Below are 16015 nucleotides of genomic sequence, written 5' to 3' on the forward strand. Positions count from 1 at the left end.
TTCGAAACCGGGTGAATTGGACTACGATAGGAGAGTAAACCGGAACGGGCGGCTCGGACAATCGTCAATCGCGCCGCCGTGTTCAAAAAACGACAGTCGCAAGAAATTGTCGCGTTAAGCTGGAGGAGGAGAACCGGATGGCCGAAGATCGGACGCGGGAGGACCGGCGCGTTCGCCGGACGCGCCAACTGCTGCGGGACGGATTCGTCGATGCGATGCGGGAGAAAGGGTTCGCCGCGGTCAGCGTGCAGGATATCGCCGATCGGGCGAACGTCCATCGGGGAACGTTCTATATTCATTACGCGGACAAGTACATGCTGCTGGACGAGGTCGTCCGCGAGAACTTCAGGCGGCATTTGGCCGCTTCCTTGCCGCCGGACGCAGGCTGGAGCCGGGAAGCGGTACGCCGGCTCGCGCTGGCGGTTCTCGCCGGTCTCGAGAGCAAGTACCGGCACCGCGGACCTCCTTCGCGCTTGCCGGTGGCGGAGCTGGAACTGGCGATGCGGGAGGAGCTGTTCGCTTTTTTGCGCGAATGGATGGAGCGGGAACCGGCGTGCGGGAATGCCGGCGTCCCCGTCGGGGATGCGGCGAACGTCGCCGGCTGGGCGATCTTCGGGGCGGCGCTGCAGTGGAGCCGCGAGCCTCGGCGGACGCCCGCGGAACAAGCGGCGGAAGCGATCGCGGCCGTGGTGACGGAAGGAATCGGACAAGCCCGATGATTCGACGAAAGCCGTCCGGCATGGTATACTGTGTATGTAATAAACAATTTTAAGCGAAAACGATGTCGGATTATCGGCGGGAACGCAGGCGGGAGGACGATCGCGATGCCGGATAACGGTCATTTGGATGACGAGGTTTTGAAAAGCCTGCCGAACGGCGTGGCGCTCAGCTGGGGGCTGGGCAAGAAGTCGACGAGAGGACCGAAAGGCGAGCTCAGCATTCCGAAGATCGTCGACGCGGCGATCCGGATCGCCGACGAGGAAGGGCTGGCCGCGGTGTCCATGAACCGGGTGGCGTCTTCGCTCGGCTTCACGACGATGTCGCTTTATCGATACGTCAACAGCAAGGACGACCTGATTCTGCTCATGCAGAACGCCGTTTGTTACGCCCCGATTCCCCCGGAGCAGCCGGACTGGCGCGAAGAGATGCGGTCGTACGTGCGGGTGTGCATTCAGGTGTTCCGCGACCACCCTTGGTTCGGGGACGTCCCGATTACGAGCGTTCCGCTGACGCCCGGCAACCTGAGAATCGTCGACTGGGGGCTGCGCTCGATGCGCGATTTTCCTCTGACCGATTACGAGAAAATGTCGATCGTGCTGCTGCTGAGCGGCTATTCGCGATCGTGCGGGATGATCATGAGGGATATGGACAAGGCGATTCAGGCGGGGGCCCGTCCCGAGACGATTAAAGGCATGGATTACAGCGCGGCGCTGAAGCGGCTTGTGAAGCGGGACGAATACCCGCACTTTTATCCCGTCTTGATATCGGGAGCTTATACCGAAGATAACCCGGAGGACAATGGGGTCATCGACGATTTCGACTTCGGCTTGGAGCGAATCCTCGACGGAATCCAAGTCTATCTGGACCGCAAGGGCGTCAAAGCCTGAACGAAGTAAAAACCAACCCGCGGACGCGTCCGCGGGTTGGTTTAATAATCAGCGTCTTCCCGCTTTGCGGCCGAACGTCCAGACGGACCAGACGAGCGCGACCGCAAGAAGAAGGAGGCACCAGCCGACGGCCAGCCAGCCTTGATGGTGAAGGGGCGCATCGGTAAGCAGGCCGCGAATCGTCTCGATGATCGGGGTGAACGGCTGGTTGTCCGCGACCCCTTGCAGCCACTTCGGCATCGTATCGGTCTCGACGAAGGCGCTGGAGAGATAAGGAAGGAACAGGAGGATGAAGCCGTAGCTGCCTGCGGCGGTCGGGCTGCCGGCCACCAGACCGATCGCGGCGAACAGCCAGGTGATCGTGAAGATGAACAGCGCGATCAGGCCGATCGCCTCGAGCCATTGGAGAGGCCCTGCGCTCGGATGGAAGCCGACGAGCATCGCGACGCCGAACACGATTCCTGTCGTGATCAGATTGCGGAGCAAGCTGGCGACGACGTGGCCGGTGACGACGCTCATGCTGCGGATCGGCATCGTGCGGAACCGGTCGATGATGCCGCCCGTCATGTCGAGGGCTACGTCCGCGGCGGTGGAGGACGATCCGAAGCCTGCGCACAGCAGGATAATGCCGGGCACGACGTAGTCCACGTAGTTCCCGCTCGGGTCGAGGGCGCCGCCGAACACGTACGTGAACAACAGCATGAGCATGACCGGCAGCGCGATGGCCATGATCATGGCATCCGCGTTGCGAAGGCTGAGGCGGACGCTTCGTCCGATAAAGACGGCGTTCGTCGCGCCGAATGATGCGGTTCGGTCTTGGGATGCGAGGGATGAGGACGATGCGGTCGTGATCATAAGGTTGCCTCCTCCTTAGGATTGGCGGTAAGAGCCAGGAAAACGTCATCCAGGCTCGGCTTACGAATGCCGATCTTGGTATCCTGCGGAACCGTCAAGGCGACCTCGCCCAGAAGGTGACGAATATCCTGAATGCCGCCCGAGGTCGGCAGCGTGCGGATCACTTCGTCCGCGGCGTTTCGCAGCTCGATCACCTCGCCGCCGATGCGCGCCTTCAGCTCCTGGGCCGTGCCGAGCGCCACGATGCGTCCGCCGCCCATCACCGCGATCGTGTCGGCGAGCTGGTCGGCTTCCTCCAGATACTGCGTGGTAAGGAAGATGGTCATCCCTTGCTCGCGAAGCTTCAAGATCATTTCCCACAACGCGCGCCTGCTGATCGTATCCAGTCCGGTCGTCGGTTCGTCCAGGAAGAGCACCGGCTTCGGAACGACCAGGCTGATGGCCAGATCCAGCCGGCGGCGCATGCCTCCCGAGAACGTCTTGACTTTCTTGCGGGCGGATTCGACCAGATCGAACTGCCGGAGCAGCTCCCGAGCCCTTGCGGACGCTTCCGCGGCCGTCAGGCCGGACAATCTCCCCATCATGCGAAGGTTTTCTTCCGGGGTCAGCATCTCGTCAACGGCCGCGAACTGTCCGGTGAGGCTGATGGACTTTTTCACGCCGTTTTTGTCCGATACGATATCGCGGCCCGCTACTTTCGCGACTCCTTCGTCCGGCGCCGTCAGCGTGGAGAGGATGTTGATCAGCGTTGTTTTGCCCGCACCGTTCGGGCCCAGCAGCGCGAAGATGGTGCCTGCCGGCACTTTCAGGTTGACGCCTTTCAGGACGGCTTGACTGCCGAATCGCTTCTGCAAGCCCGTCACTTCGATAGCCGGTTGGGACATGTCGTCAGCTCCTTGTTTTTTCGAACTGTTGATGATGTAAACAGTATATTGTGTATACAATAAAATTGCAACCCTCTTTTTGCGTGCCTCTCTCCGCCGCGGTCCTTGACGAACGGAAACGCGGTTCTTTAAGATGGGAGTAAGCGAAAGCGGCCGCCATCCGCCGGATCGCGCCATTATCGGAAAGGGGAGGCGTCATGGAAGTCAGCGAACCGAGAGATCACCCGACATCGCTAAGCGAGCATATTTATCTATCCCTCAAAAGGAAGATTATGAAGGGAGAGCTTCCGCCGGGCCACCGGCTCCTCGTGCTGGACATCGCCAAGACGTTCGAGGTCAGCCAGGCGCCCGTTCGGGAAGCGCTGGAGCGCCTGAAGCAGGAGGGGCTGATCGTCGGCCGGATGAACAAGGGATCGGCCGTATCCGAGATCACGACGGGCGAGATCCGCGATATTTACGAGCTTCGGCTGATGATCGAGGGGCAGGCGCTGCGGGCGATGATGCTCTCGCAGACGCCGGAGGACATCGCGTATTTGGAGCAAATTCTCGAGCGGATGAAGCAGGCGATCGACGAGAACGATTCGTACCGGCTGGTCGACCTGGACATGCAGTTTCACGGCTATTTTTACCGGCGATCCGGCAACGCGCTTCTGCTGGACATCTGGAACGGGATCAAGTCGAAGATCATGCGGTTCATCACCGTGACGAACCGGGACCATCCGGGGTACAGCATTCCGAATTCGCACGCCGAATTGCTGGCCATCATTCGCTCGGGCGACATCGACCGCGCGGTGGATAAGCTGCTGAGGGGCTTCAAGTTTTATAAAAATTATACGTGACTTCGCATTTCGGCATATTCAAAACGAGCCGGAACCCGTATAATAAAAATGAAAATTATCGATAATCGATAATCTGCCGGTATCGATCCGAGAGACGGCTCTCCTCGGGACGGAAGGAGCGCCGCGTTTCCTGCGAAGGGGGAATGAGCGTGCATGTAAGCGAAAGGCTGTACCCGGACGAGGTGTTGCTTGAGCTGGCGCGAGACCGTTTGTTCCGGGAGTTGCTGACGAGCGAGGAGCCGGGCTGGCCGGAGCGGCTGTTCGGGATGAAGCTGTGGAAATCGTTCGCTTTTCCGACTTTGGCGGTAATGGAACCCGCGGGGGTTGCGGGGGAGGAGGGCGAGCGTAGACGATACGCCGCGAAGATCGGCGAGGAGCTTCGGAAGTACGCGGAGGAGAGCGGCGCGGTCTTCCTGGACGAGGAAGGGCGGGTCGGCCTGCTGTTCTCGTGGGTATCCAAGGAGGCGCTGGAGGAGCTGCACGGCCGGATGAGCTGCCGGTTCGCGCATCCGATCAACCTTGGCGTCGGCCTTCCGTGCAACAGGCTGTCGGAGCTGCACCACTCTTACCGCCAGGCGGTTCGCGCGCTCGACGATATTTTTTACCGCGGCGCGGGCCGGGTCGTTTATTTTAACGAATTGGGCAGCTATCGGCGGATCGGCGAATATCCTTATGCGCAAGAGCGGGAGCTGTTCGAGCGGGCGAGGGCGGAGGAAGGGGACGCGGAAAAGGCGGTGGACGATTTTTACGCGTCCCTGCTGGAAGCGGGGCCGCTCGACCGATCGAACGTCGACGAGCTGACTATTCGTCTGCTGGTCGGATTGGAGCAGCGGGCGCATGCCGAAGCCGAAGGAGAAGGCGTGCTTCGCAGCCTACCGAGCTGCGACCTGCTGTCGATCGCGCGAATGGAAACGCTTCAGGACATCAAAAAGTACGTAACCGGGCTGCTTCGGACCTGGCTGGAGGGATCGTCCTTCGGCCCTCGCGACCGCCAGAGCGTCGTGATCAAGCAGACGATCGAATATATGAAGCGGGATTTTGAAGGGGCTACGCTTCATAACACGGCGGAGAAGGTTCATATGACGCCGACTTACTTAAGCGCGTTGTTCAAGAGCAGCACCGGCAAGACGTTCATCGAGCAGCTGACCGACATTCGGATCGAGAAGGCGAAGCAGATGCTGAAGGGGACCTGCCTGAAAAACTACGAAGTCGCGGAAAAAGTCGGCTATAAGGATCCGCGTTACTTCAGTCAGATTTTCAAAAAGAAAGTCGGATTGTCGCCAAGCGAATACCGCGAATCGGCGGCGATCTGACGGAAGACGCGCCAGAATCGGAACGGAGGGGCTGTCCGGAATCTTATGCGGACAGACCTCTTTTTTTTCGGTTGACAGGAAGCCCGCCATCCTTTATTCTTTTCGTGTAATCGATTACGTAAACGTTTACATAATCTTTTCGATAATCGCGCCGATAATTCCGGCAGTTACGAAATTCACTTGATATGCAATCGATTGCAGAAAAATACGTTGAGGAGTTGACGTCTTGAACCAGCTGCCGCTTTCTTTTTCCCCGGCCGAACGGTTTATCCGAAAGATTGCCGCCAATTCGCTGGGAGCTTGCCCGCCGACGGCGGAAGTTCACGCCGTGGACGACCATACGGTCCGATATACGATCGCCTTTTCGCTGTCCGAAGAGGTCAGGCAGGACGATTGGCAACTGCGGATCGAGCCATCGTTCGAGCCGAGCTTCCATTGGGCCCCGCACCTGACGCCGACGGACCGCCACGTGATCGATCAGCACGTTTTCCGCTCGCCCGCCTTGATCGTTCACGACGGACGGCGAATGCTGGCGCTGGTTCCGGATTTGGACCTGCTGACGGCCGGCTCGCCGGTTCGCTGGTACTTGGATCTGGACGCCGAGCGCAACCGGCTGACGCTGGGCATGAGCCGCAGCGAAGTGACGGAGCACGTGCTGTTCGAGCGGGCTCCGGGGGCGGTTTACCCGGCCGGAACGGTCCGGATCGGCTTCTACCTGATGGCGTTCGAGGACGAGCGGGCGCTTCGCGATCCGTGGCGTCCGGTTCTGGCGTTCTTGTGGTCCAGCTGGGGAACGAAGCGGTTCCGCCAAGGGGCGCCCGAGATCGGGCCGATGAGCCGATACGTTCGGCATACGTACGATTGGGCGTTTAAGCACTGGGAGGATATCGTCTGGCAGGAGTTCGAGCTGAACGGCCGAAAGGTGGGAGCGCCGGCATTTATCGTCGACGTGAGCCAAAGTCCCAACTACCCCGGCATCGCGAGCGAGCGGGAAAGCCGTTCGATCTGGAACCAGGCGTGGTTCAGCTCGCTTCGATCGGCAATCGGATTGTACCGTTTCGGCCGGTCGACAGGCGACGAGGACCTGGTCCGGAGGGCGCTGCTGACGAAAGAGCTGGCTCTTGCCGCTCCGATGGACGGAGGTTTTTTCCCGACGGTGATCGCGACGGAGATGGAGGAGGCAACCGTGGACGGCCAATCCATCAACCGCTCCAAAGGATGGAAAACCGCGTTTTGGGGCAACTCGAACCGCAATCCCGTGCTCCCGTGGGGGTCCATCGGGCAAGCCCCCTATCATGTGCTCGATATGAGCTGGACTTGTCTTCTCATGCTCCGCTGGTACGAGGAGTTGGAGCCGGATCCTCGGCTTTTGGCTTATGCGGAGCATTACGCGGAAGCGCTGATGTCCCTGCAGGACGAAGACGGCTTTTTCCCCGCTTGGCTGGAGCGGGAGGGGATGCAGCCGATCGAAGTTTTGGCGCAGTCGCCGGAGACGTCGCTGTCGGTCACTTTTCTGCTCAAGCTGCACGAGCTGCATCCGGACGGAGATTATTTGACGCCGGCCCTGAAGGCGATGGATGCCGTGCTGGAGCACATCGTGCCGGTCGGCCGCTGGGAGGATTTCGAGACGTACTGGTCCTGTTGCGGTTACGGCCGGCCGGATCTGGTCGGCAGAAAAGTTGCGCGCAACGATATGTTCAAGCAATGCAATTTCTCGACGTTCTGGACGGCGGAGGCGCTTCTGGGCTGTTACAAGGCGACCGGCGAGGAGCGCTATCTGGCCGCGGGACGGACCTGCCTGGACGAGATGCTCATGACGCAGGCGTCCTGGCAGCCGCCGTACATCCCGATCGAAGCGCTCGGAGGCTTCGGCGTCATGAACGCGGACGGAGAATGGAACGACGCGCGTCAGAGCCTGTTCGCCGAACTGATTCTGGAGTACGGGATGGAGCTGGATCAGCCCGAATACATCGAGCGGGGGATCGCCGCATTGCGCGCGTCCTTCGTCATGATGTACTGTCCCGAGAACGTCAAAACCCGGGAGCAGTGGGAGAAGGCGTATCCTTTTTTCAACGAGAAGGATTACGGCTTCATGATGGAAAATTACGGCCACGGCGGCGAAGTCAACGCGGAAGGGCTCGGCATGGGCACGTTCACGATCTACGACTGGGGCAACGGCGCCACCGCGGAAGCTTATCTTCGCATTCTCGAGCATCACGGGGAAATTTTGCGGGAGCGTTACGGCTGGGAGATCTGACCGGCCGCCGGAAGCGGGAACCGAGAGGAGGTGGGAGGCAGGAGACGCGGAAGGAGTTTGCGGCAGCCATTTTGACTCGAACCTTGGAGGGATGACATGAGAACCTTTCACCCGATCAAAACGATGACGACGGCTTTGCTTGCCATATCTGTCCTTGCGATTTCCGCGGTTCCCGTGTCCGCCGAAGCGGGCGCCACGGACGGTTCCGCTTTTGAGCTGATCGGGACGAAAGCGACCAAGGTCGCCAGAGTGACCGGAGCTACGCCCGCGGGGGAAAATTTGCCGAACCCGAACGAGACCGCCAGCCGCTATGCGCTGGGCGGGACGGACCTGGGCATCGTTTGGGACGCCACGACCGATCCGGACAAACCGAAGGTGATGGCGGCTTTCGGGGATTCGTTCGACGGATGGGGCGGCAACGGAGGCGGTGGGACCGGCTGGAGAGGGAACGTCCTGGCTCTGTCGGAAGACCAGGACCTTTCGGACGGCCTTAGCTTCGACAAGATGATTACGGACCCTGCGACGCCGGGATACGCCAAGGAAATCATCCATTCCGACCATAACACGAGCGGAAGCGGCGATTATACGGCTATTCCGACGGCGGGGATTACGGTCGGCAGCCGGCATTACATTCACTACATGCAGATCCGAAGCTGGGGCGCGGCCGGCAGATGGAACATCAACTTCAGCGAATTCGCCTACTCCGACGACGATGGCCAGACTTGGACGAAATCCGGCGTGAAATGGGGCCCGGACAGCAAATTCGGGCAAGCGGCTTTGCTCAAGGACGGCGGCTATGTGTACATGTATGGGACGCCTGCGGGCCGGTTCGACGGCGTCTATCTGGCCCGGGTGCCGGAAGCCGACGTTCTGACGAAGGAGAAGTACGAGTACTGGAACGGCAGCGGCTGGACCCCGAACGACGAATCCGCCGCGGCGAAGATCATCGACGAGCCCGTGGGCGAATTGTCGGTCGCCTATAACGATTATTACGGCAAGTATATCATGACGTACTTGAACGAGGACCGCGCGGCGATCGCGCTTCGCAGCTCCTCCGAGCTGACGGGCGGCTGGTCGGGGGAGTCGGAGATCGCCACGGGGGACGAGTATCCCGCGCTGTACGGCGCGTTCATCCATCCCTGGAGCCTGCATGGCAAAGATCTTTATTTTCTCATGTCGCAGTGGGGCCCTTATAACGTCTTCCTCATGCATTCTACGCTAGAGATCGGCCACCCGGCGAAAAACGAAATCGCGGACCCCTCCTTCGAGCTGCAGCCGGCCGCCGCGATTGCCGCTCCCTGGGTGTTGGAGAGCGGAAATGGCGGGATCGATCGGAACCATAGCTTCTCGAGAGGCGGCGCCAACAATGCGTATTTGCGGAACGATACGGGCTGGAACGGATTGACGCAGACCGTGCAGGTCGTTCCGAACACCGAGTATGAGCTGGATGGGTTTATCCGCACTTCGCAAAACAACAACGCAGGCTATTTCGGCGTTCGCGCGCCTGACGGGAGCATTTTGAAGGAGCTTCCCTTCGGAAGATTCGACGACTACGCGAAGCAGTCGATCCGGTTCAATTCCGGGGACAACACGTCCGTCACCGTCTTTACCGGATTCTGGGCCAACGGGGACACCTGGATACAACTGGACGACTACAGCCTGCTGGCCGTCGATTCCGTTCCGCCGGTCCTCACGCTGAAGGGCGAAGCGTCCATGGAAATCCCGCAGGGAGGGATGTTCGAGGATCCGGGAGCTTCTGCAGCCGACGATCTGGACGGAGACATCTCCCGGAAAATCGTCGTGGACGGAGCCGTCGACCCGGCGCTTGTCGGGACATATACGTTGACCTATCATGTTTCGGACTCCGCAGGCAACGAGGCCGTGCCGGTTACGAGGACGGTTCAGGTCACCGGTCCGGCATACGCCATTCAGAATGCCGTGTTCAAGGATTCGTCGGGCCAAACGCTGAGCAAGCTTCCCAAGAAAGGGATGGTCATTGCCAGCGCCGACGTACGGAGCTTTACGTCTTCCGCAACTCCCGTCACGCTCGTTCTGGTCCTGTACGACAAGAAAGGCGAGATCCAGAACGTCTCGGGCGTGACGCAAGCGATCGGCCCGGGCGCGACAATCTCGGTCAGCGCCGGCTTCCGGATGACGGGCAACAACTCCGGCTACGAGGCGAAGCTGTTCGTCGCCGACTCGCTGTCCGGTCTTCAGCCTCTGTCCAATATCGCATCGCTGCAGCAGAAATAGCAGACCTCAAAGCCCCTCTCCCTGGATAAGGAAGAGGGGCTTTGAGCCTGACGGTTGACCGTCGCTGCCGGACTTACAGCCGGACGTCGCCGCCCGGGCCGCCCGGGCCGCCCGGGAGCTTGCGGGCTTCCTCCAGTTCGCGTTCCCAGGTCAGATGGCGGTACTCGGCCGCTTCGTCCGCGCCGTTGAACCAGCGGAGGAAATCTTCCCAGAGCTCAACGTTCCAGGCGGCGTCGATCTGCGCGGTCGTGTAGACGCCTTCCTTCAGGCGAATGAAGCCGAAGACGTCGCGCACTTGCGACTTTTCCGCCTGCACGACGGTCAGTTCGGCAAGGTGCGGCGGGATGAAGATGACGCCGGTCGGCGAACCGAGCACGATGTCGCCCGGCAGGCAGACGGCTTTCCCGATCCGCGCGGGTACGTTCATGCCGGTCATCGTGCAGTCGGCGATCGCCGTCGGGTCGCTGCCGCGGTAGTAAACGTTGATTCCGTCGATGTGGACGACCTGCTGGTAATCGCGGATGCCGCCCCAGATGACCGCGCCGCCTTGCTTCGTCCGGGCGGCGATCGCGGTGGAGAGGTTGCCGCCGACGTAGGTGCCTTGATAGATTTTGTCGTACAAGTCGACGACGACAACGTCGTCTTCGCCTATCGAGTCGATCACCCACTGATTGAAGAACCCTCTGCGTCCTTCCTGTTCATGGCCGTACTTCATCAGCGCATCGTGAAGGTCCGGCCGTTTCGGCACCATGACGGCGGTAACGGCGCGCCCGACCATGACCCGATCCGGGTGCACGATCTTGAGATCGCCTTCGAACTGATTCGTGTAGCCCCGGTTCCAGAGCGGACCCCACGCTTCCTCCAGCGTAATCTTGCGCATCCGCCGCAGAATGTCCGACGGCACTTTGGGCCGCCCGTTCGGGAAACGTTCGCCTTCCCACAGCGGCGTCAACTGGATGATATCTTCCGGATTATCGAATTTCATCGGTAACACTCCTTATCTTTCAATTTGGGCCGGATGGCGGTCCGGCGTGCGGAAGTTAGTCTGAGATCAGACCAACTTCGGCGAATAGCGGTATGACGTGCGCGAGTTAGTTTGAAATCAGACCAATTCCGGCGAAAAGCGGTACGACATGCGCGAGTTAGTTTGAAATCAGACCAACTCCGACGAATATCGGACCGTCAAGTGCGAGTTAGTCTGAGATCAGACCAACTTCGGCGAATAACGGTACGACATGCGCGAGTTAGTCTGAAATCAGATCAATTCCGGCGAATAACGGTACGACATGCGCGAGTTAGTCTGAAATCAGATCAAATTCGGCGAATGACGGTCCGGCGTGCGGAAGTTAGTCTGAGATCAGACCAACTTCGGCGAATAACGGTACGACATGCGCGAGTTAGTTTGAAATCAGACCAACTCCGACGAATATCGGACCGTCAAGTGCGAGTTAGTCTGAAATCAGACCAAATTCGGCGAATAGCGGTATGACGTGCGGAAGTTAGTCTGAGATCAGACCAAATTCGGCGAATAACGGTACGGCGCTTGAAAGTTAGTCTGAAATCAAATTAGCTCCACAGCCGGTCGTGGCCCCAGTAGTCGTTCCAGCTGTCGGTCGCTTCCCACAAGCCGGGGATGCTCGGGTGCAGGTGCTGAGAGATCACCTCGTCGTTCAGCTCCTCGATGCCGAGGCCCGGCGCGTCCGGCACTGTGATATAGCCGTTCTGCACGAGCGGCTTCGGCAGCTTGCTCACGATCAGGTCGTCCCACCAATCCACGTCGACGGAATGGTACTCCAGCGCCAGGAAGTTCTCCGTCGCGGCGGCGGCGTGAACGGCCGCCAGGCAGGCGATCGGGCTCTCCGCCATATGGATGGCCATGGCCACGCCGTATTCCTGCGCCATGTCGCCGATCTTCTTCGTCTCGAGAATGCCGCCCGTGGACAACACGTCCGGATGGATAACCGAGACGCCGCCGGATTCCAGCAGAGGCTTGAAATTCTCCTTCAGGTAGATATCCTCGCCAGTGCAGATCGGCGTCGTCACCGCGCGCGACAGCCGGACGTATTGCTCCGTGTACTGCCAAGGAATCATGTCTTCCATCCAGGCCAGGTTGAACTTCTCGATCCGGCGTCCGAGCTTGATGCAGTCTTCGACGCCGATGTGGCCGAAGTGGTCGATGGCGAGCGGCACTTCGTAGCCGATGACGTCGCGTACCTCCGCGACATACTGCTCCAGCAGATCGAGCCCCTTTTCCGTCACGTGAATGCCCGTAAAAGGATGGGCGATATTGTACACGTCATAATGCCGGTTGCGCGCATGCCGAAGCTCGCTCTCCGTCATCTTGCCTTCCTTGCGGCCCCGATGGTAAGCTTCCGACAGCGACCGCATCTCCTCGAGAAAACCGAGCGGGGCGCTGAGCGTTCCCGGCTCATGCGCAAGCTGGCCGATGCCAAGGTCCATCTTCAGGAAGGTGAAGCCTTTGTTCATCCGCTCCTTCAGCGCCTGGCCCATGCGGGCTCCCGTATCTTTGCCGCCGACGTCGGTATCGCAGTACATCCGAATGCGGTCGCGGAATTTGCCGCCGAGCATCTGATAGATCGGGACGCCGTAAGCCTTCCCGGCCAGGTCCCATAATGCGATCTCCAGCCCGCTGACGCCGCCGCCCTGACGGGCGTGGCCGCCGAACTGCTTGATGCGCCGGAACAGCTTGTCGATCTGGCACGGATTCTCGCCGAGCAGACGGCTTTTGAGCATGAGGGCGTACATTTTGTCCGCGGCGTCGCGCACCTCGCCGAAGCCGACGAGCCCCTGGTTCGTGTACACTTTGATCAGGCTGCAGTGCATGGGCGCGCCGGCGATGTCCGCGAAGCGGATGTCGGTAATTCGCAGCTCCGACGGACGGGAGGCGGTGTTTACGTGGGCAAGCGTGCTTTCATACGTTTCTTGGGTGGACATGGGCAGAAAACTCCTCTCGTTAAAGAAGCATACTGGCGCCGTCGAGCCGGATAGAGGCGCCGGTCATAAATTCCGACTCGTCCGAGGCGATATAACAGACCAGGCTGGCGACGTCGGACGGAAGACCCATCCGGCCGAGCGGAAATTTCTTGCGGATGTTCGGCCTTTCGCTCTTCAGCTTCTCGACCAGCTCCGCGCCGTTCGCCGGTACGAACGGCTTCTCCTGAGGCTTCATGAGCCGTTCGACCAGAACGGCGCCGGGTTCGATGGTATTGACGGTGATGCCGTACGGCGCCAATTCGATCGCGCTTTCCCGGGCGAGCATTTTGATGCCGCCCTTGGACATGGCATAGACGGCGTCGAACTCGCTCGGCCGCTTTCCGTGAACCGAGGAGATGTTGATGATGCGTCCGCCGCCTCTTTCCTTCATGTAAGGAACGACAGCCTGCATGCACTGCCAATAGCCTTTCAGGTTCACGTTCATGATCCGGTCGTAATTGTCGTCGTCATGCTCGAATTGATGGTTCAGCTGCAAGGCCGCGTTGTTCACAAGGACGTCGATGCCCCCGAAACGGTCGGCGACCGCTTGTACCATCGAGCGAATCTCGTCCCGCTCGGCGACGTTCGCCCGCACGACCAAGGCTTCGCCGCCGGCTTCCTCGATCCGCCGCAGCGTCTCCCGGGCTCCCGCGTCGCTGGCGTTATAGGAGATGGCGACTTTCGCGCCGCGGCGGGCGAGCTCGACGGCCACTCCTTGGCCGATGCCCGTTCCGGCTCCGGTGACGATCGCGATTTTGCCGCTTACGCTCATGTCGCATCGCCTCCCGTCGCGGCCGGGCGCTTCATCTTAAAGTCGAGGTAATGCAGCAGGAACCCGCCGTCCATCCGGATGTCCGTCCCGTTCAGGTAGCGCGCCTCGCCGGAAGCGAGAAACAGCGCAAGCTCGGCCAGATCCTCGTGCGTGCCGAGAACCGCGTTCGGCACTTTGTACCGATACGAATCGTAAAGGCCGGACAAGTCGCTGCGGAAAACGTCATCGTCGCCTTCCGCCGGCCCGAGCTCGATCGAGTAGACCTCGATTCCGTGGCGTCCGAGCGTGACGGCCGCCTCTCGTGCGAGCATTTTGACCGCTCCTTTGGAAGCGCTGTAGGCGAACGACATGCCGGTCGGCTTCTCGGCGTGAATGGAGCCTACGAAAATGATTTTGCCGGCTTCCCTGGCCGTCATCTGCTTTCCCGCCTCTTTGGCGCAGACGAAGGCGGATTTGGCGTTCGCGTTCATCACTTCCCGGAACACGTCCTCTTCGCCGTTCTCCACGGAGATCGGCCGTACGAGGTTGCGGTTGTGGATCAGGACGTCTACCGGACCGAGCTCTTTGGCCGCTTCGGCCAGCATCTGCGCGACTTCGGCGCTGCGCCAGTCGTCGATCGTATAGACGAAAGCTTGAGATCCCGCCTGCCGGACCTGCGCCAGCTCGCTTTCCAATTCCCGGCCGCCGGAATCGCTGCCGAGCAGAAGCGACGCTCCTTCGGCGGCCATCCGCAGCAGCAGCGCTTTGCCGCCGGGGCTGTCGGCGTCCGTGATCCAGACGATTTGGCCGGACAGCTTCACGTGTGATTCCTCCTCTCCCTGGCCCCAATCTTCTTCTCTTCACGTTCATCATACAAAGAGCGGACGGACGGCCGCGACGTTGTAAATTTACGATTTCGTTTGATTTTTTCGCGAAAAAAACAAACGGAATCGTAAGATTATCTCCCGAACAGCCGCCTCTCGGAGCTTGTCCGGTCTCTGAAAAGGAATTAAGATCAGTTCATACTGCCAGGGCCGGGAGGAAAATCGAATGAAGTCCCGTTCGACGCCTGAAAAACGGAAAACGCCGCTGTACGCGCAGGTCGCGGAGAAAATCAAGCAGGAAATCAAGCGGAGGAAGCTGAAGCGCCACGACCCCGTTCCTTCCGAGGGCGATTGGGCGGCGCTTTACTCGGTCAGCCGAATGACGGCCAAGCTGGCGCTGGATATCCTGGCGAAGGAAGGCTGGGTTTACCGGCTTGCCCGGAGAGGCACGTTCGCCGCCGCGGGCTGCGAAACCGACGAAACCGGCGAGATCGGCGAGACCGGCGAGGCTGACGAGCGAACGCCGGTCCCCGCAGCGGCAATCCCGCCGATCCGCGCGAAGAAAAGGATCGCGATGGTCTTTCCCAATATGGACGATTACACGGCCAAAATTCTCGAGGCGGCGCAAAAGGAAGCCCGCCGATCGGATTGCCAGGTGCTGATCTGCATCAGTTCGGACAGAGAGGACGAGAGCGCCTGCCTGCAGGAGTTGTACGCGGACGGAGTCGACGGCATCATCCTGTACCCGCGCGGAAGAACGAGATGCAGCGAGAAGGTGCTGGAGCTGAATCTGCAAAATTATCCTCTCGTCATCATCGACCGCATTTTCCGGGAAGTTCAGATCGATTGCGTCTACCATGACCATTACAAGGGGACGTATGAACTGACGGACTACCTGATCCGCCGAGGTCACGCGAGAATCGGCTACCTGTCGGCGCCGTTCGACGGGGTGACGAGCCGGGAGGACCGTTACAAAGGCTACTCCCGGGCGATGCTGGACCGCGGTCTGACGATCGACAGCTCGAATATGCTGCTGGATTGTTCGGAAGCGTACATGAGCAATTTGCGAGCCGTCAACGATCAACTGGAGACGTTCCTGCGGAATAACCCCGCTCTGACCGCGGTCGTATGCATGGACGATTATTTGGCCACGTCGTGCCTATACACGGCTCTGCGGATGAACAAGTCCGTGCCCGAAGAGCTGTCGATCGCCGGCTTCCTGGATATTCAGCTGTCGAGCCTGCTGCCGGTTCCGCTGACGACCGTCCGGCAGACGACGGAGCAGCTCGGCCAGGCCGCGGTTCAACTGCTGCTCAAGCGCTTGAAAAAGTCGCGCGAAGGAGCGATCACGATCAAAGTGAACACTTCGATCGTCGAGCGGGACTCCGTGCGAACGATTCGTTGAAGGCGCGGATTGCCGCCGGCGGGGCTGCCGCCG

13 protein-coding genes are annotated in these 16015 nt (G+C 60.2%); 7 read left to right on the forward strand and 6 right to left on the reverse strand.

Annotated features, from left to right (window positions below; all coding sequences use genetic code 11):
• Positions 1 to 137 precede the first annotated feature (137 nt).
• A complete protein-coding gene (locus tag H7C18_RS32540; protein ID WP_185133303.1) occupies positions 138 to 719 on the forward strand; it encodes a TetR/AcrR family transcriptional regulator in 582 nt (193 codons plus the stop codon).
• Positions 720 to 824: 105 nt separating this feature from the next.
• Positions 825 to 1607 carry a TetR/AcrR family transcriptional regulator gene (locus H7C18_RS32545; protein ID WP_185133304.1) on the forward strand — a complete coding sequence of 261 codons (783 nt, stop codon included), beginning with the start codon at positions 825 to 827 and terminating at the stop codon, positions 1605 to 1607.
• 48 nt (positions 1608 to 1655) lie between these two features.
• Here H7C18_RS32545 and H7C18_RS32550 read toward each other — a convergent pair whose 3' ends face one another.
• Positions 1656 to 2462 carry an ABC transporter permease gene (locus H7C18_RS32550; RefSeq protein ID WP_185133305.1) on the reverse strand — a complete coding sequence of 269 codons (807 nt, stop codon included), beginning with the start codon at positions 2460 to 2462 and terminating at the stop codon, positions 1656 to 1658.
• Positions 2459 to 3346 (reverse strand): ATP-binding cassette domain-containing protein, encoded by an 888-nt coding sequence (locus H7C18_RS32555; protein WP_185133306.1) that lies wholly within the window; start codon positions 3344 to 3346, stop codon positions 2459 to 2461. Before H7C18_RS32555 ends, H7C18_RS32550 begins: the two co-directional genes overlap by 4 nt.
• A 197-nt stretch (positions 3347 to 3543) precedes the next feature.
• Between H7C18_RS32555 and H7C18_RS32560 the strand changes: the two genes are divergently transcribed.
• The 4 genes from H7C18_RS32560 (at position 3544) to H7C18_RS32575 (ending at position 10008) form a co-directional block, all read left to right on the forward strand.
• Entirely contained in the window at positions 3544 to 4185 is a 642-nt protein-coding gene (locus H7C18_RS32560) for a GntR family transcriptional regulator (protein ID WP_185133307.1), read from the forward strand.
• Between the two features lie 149 nt (positions 4186 to 4334).
• On the forward strand, positions 4335 to 5498 hold the full coding sequence (locus H7C18_RS32565) for a helix-turn-helix domain-containing protein (protein ID WP_185133308.1): 1164 nt from the start codon (positions 4335 to 4337) through the stop codon (positions 5496 to 5498).
• Positions 5499 to 5724: 226 nt separating this feature from the next.
• Positions 5725 to 7755, forward strand: a complete 2031-nt coding sequence (locus H7C18_RS32570) for a glycoside hydrolase family protein (protein ID WP_185133309.1) — start codon at positions 5725 to 5727, stop codon at positions 7753 to 7755.
• Positions 7756 to 7851: 96 nt separating this feature from the next.
• The gene (locus tag H7C18_RS32575) at positions 7852 to 10008 is read left to right on the forward strand and encodes a DUF4185 domain-containing protein (RefSeq protein ID WP_185133310.1); all 2157 of its coding nucleotides are present in this window, start codon (positions 7852 to 7854) and stop codon (positions 10006 to 10008) included.
• Between the two features lie 73 nt (positions 10009 to 10081).
• Here H7C18_RS32575 and H7C18_RS32580 read toward each other — a convergent pair whose 3' ends face one another.
• From H7C18_RS32580 to H7C18_RS32595, 4 genes are all read right to left on the reverse strand, one after another.
• Positions 10082 to 10993, reverse strand: coding sequence for an RraA family protein (locus H7C18_RS32580; RefSeq protein WP_185133311.1), 912 nt, complete (start codon positions 10991 to 10993; stop codon positions 10082 to 10084).
• Positions 10994 to 11574: 581 nt separating this feature from the next.
• Complete coding sequence (locus tag H7C18_RS32585; RefSeq protein ID WP_185133312.1) at positions 11575 to 12963, reverse strand: mandelate racemase/muconate lactonizing enzyme family protein; 1389 nt, start codon at positions 12961 to 12963, stop codon at positions 11575 to 11577.
• Between the two features lie 19 nt (positions 12964 to 12982).
• Positions 12983 to 13774 (reverse strand): SDR family NAD(P)-dependent oxidoreductase, encoded by a 792-nt coding sequence (locus H7C18_RS32590; protein WP_185133313.1) that lies wholly within the window; start codon positions 13772 to 13774, stop codon positions 12983 to 12985.
• Positions 13771 to 14574, reverse strand: a complete 804-nt coding sequence (locus tag H7C18_RS32595) for an SDR family oxidoreductase (RefSeq protein ID WP_185133314.1) — start codon at positions 14572 to 14574, stop codon at positions 13771 to 13773. The genes H7C18_RS32590 and H7C18_RS32595 overlap by 4 nt, the downstream gene beginning before the upstream one ends.
• Positions 14575 to 14803: 229 nt before the next feature.
• Here H7C18_RS32595 and H7C18_RS32600 point away from each other — a divergent pair, with 229 nt between their 5' ends.
• On the forward strand, positions 14804 to 15982 hold the full coding sequence (locus tag H7C18_RS32600) for a GntR family transcriptional regulator (RefSeq protein ID WP_185133315.1): 1179 nt from the start codon (positions 14804 to 14806) through the stop codon (positions 15980 to 15982).
• Positions 15983 to 16015: the final 33 nt, after the last annotated feature.

It is taken from the genome of Cohnella zeiphila (assembly GCF_014212055.1).
In the GTDB taxonomy this organism is placed as follows: domain Bacteria; phylum Bacillota; class Bacilli; order Paenibacillales; family Paenibacillaceae; genus Cohnella; species Cohnella zeiphila.

Excerpts from the sequence above, each read along its gene's own strand:
- H7C18_RS32540 (WP_185133303.1), top strand. The coding sequence starts at position 138 with ATGGCCGAAGATCGGACGCGGGAGGACCGGCGCGTTCGCCGGACGCGC.
- H7C18_RS32545 (WP_185133304.1), top strand. The coding sequence starts at position 825 with ATGCCGGATAACGGTCATTTGGATGACGAGGTTTTGAAAAGCCTGCCG.
- H7C18_RS32550 (WP_185133305.1), bottom strand. The coding sequence starts at position 2,462 with ATGATCACGACCGCATCGTCCTCATCCCTCGCATCCCAAGACCGAACC.
- H7C18_RS32555 (WP_185133306.1), bottom strand. The coding sequence starts at position 3,346 with ATGTCCCAACCGGCTATCGAAGTGACGGGCTTGCAGAAGCGATTCGGC.
- H7C18_RS32560 (WP_185133307.1), top strand. The coding sequence starts at position 3,544 with ATGGAAGTCAGCGAACCGAGAGATCACCCGACATCGCTAAGCGAGCAT.
- H7C18_RS32575 (WP_185133310.1), top strand. The coding sequence starts at position 7,852 with ATGAGAACCTTTCACCCGATCAAAACGATGACGACGGCTTTGCTTGCC.
- H7C18_RS32580 (WP_185133311.1), bottom strand. The coding sequence starts at position 10,993 with ATGAAATTCGATAATCCGGAAGATATCATCCAGTTGACGCCGCTGTGG.
- H7C18_RS32585 (WP_185133312.1), bottom strand. The coding sequence starts at position 12,963 with ATGTCCACCCAAGAAACGTATGAAAGCACGCTTGCCCACGTAAACACC.
- H7C18_RS32590 (WP_185133313.1), bottom strand. The coding sequence starts at position 13,774 with ATGAGCGTAAGCGGCAAAATCGCGATCGTCACCGGAGCCGGAACGGGC.
- H7C18_RS32600 (WP_185133315.1), top strand. The coding sequence starts at position 14,804 with ATGAAGTCCCGTTCGACGCCTGAAAAACGGAAAACGCCGCTGTACGCG.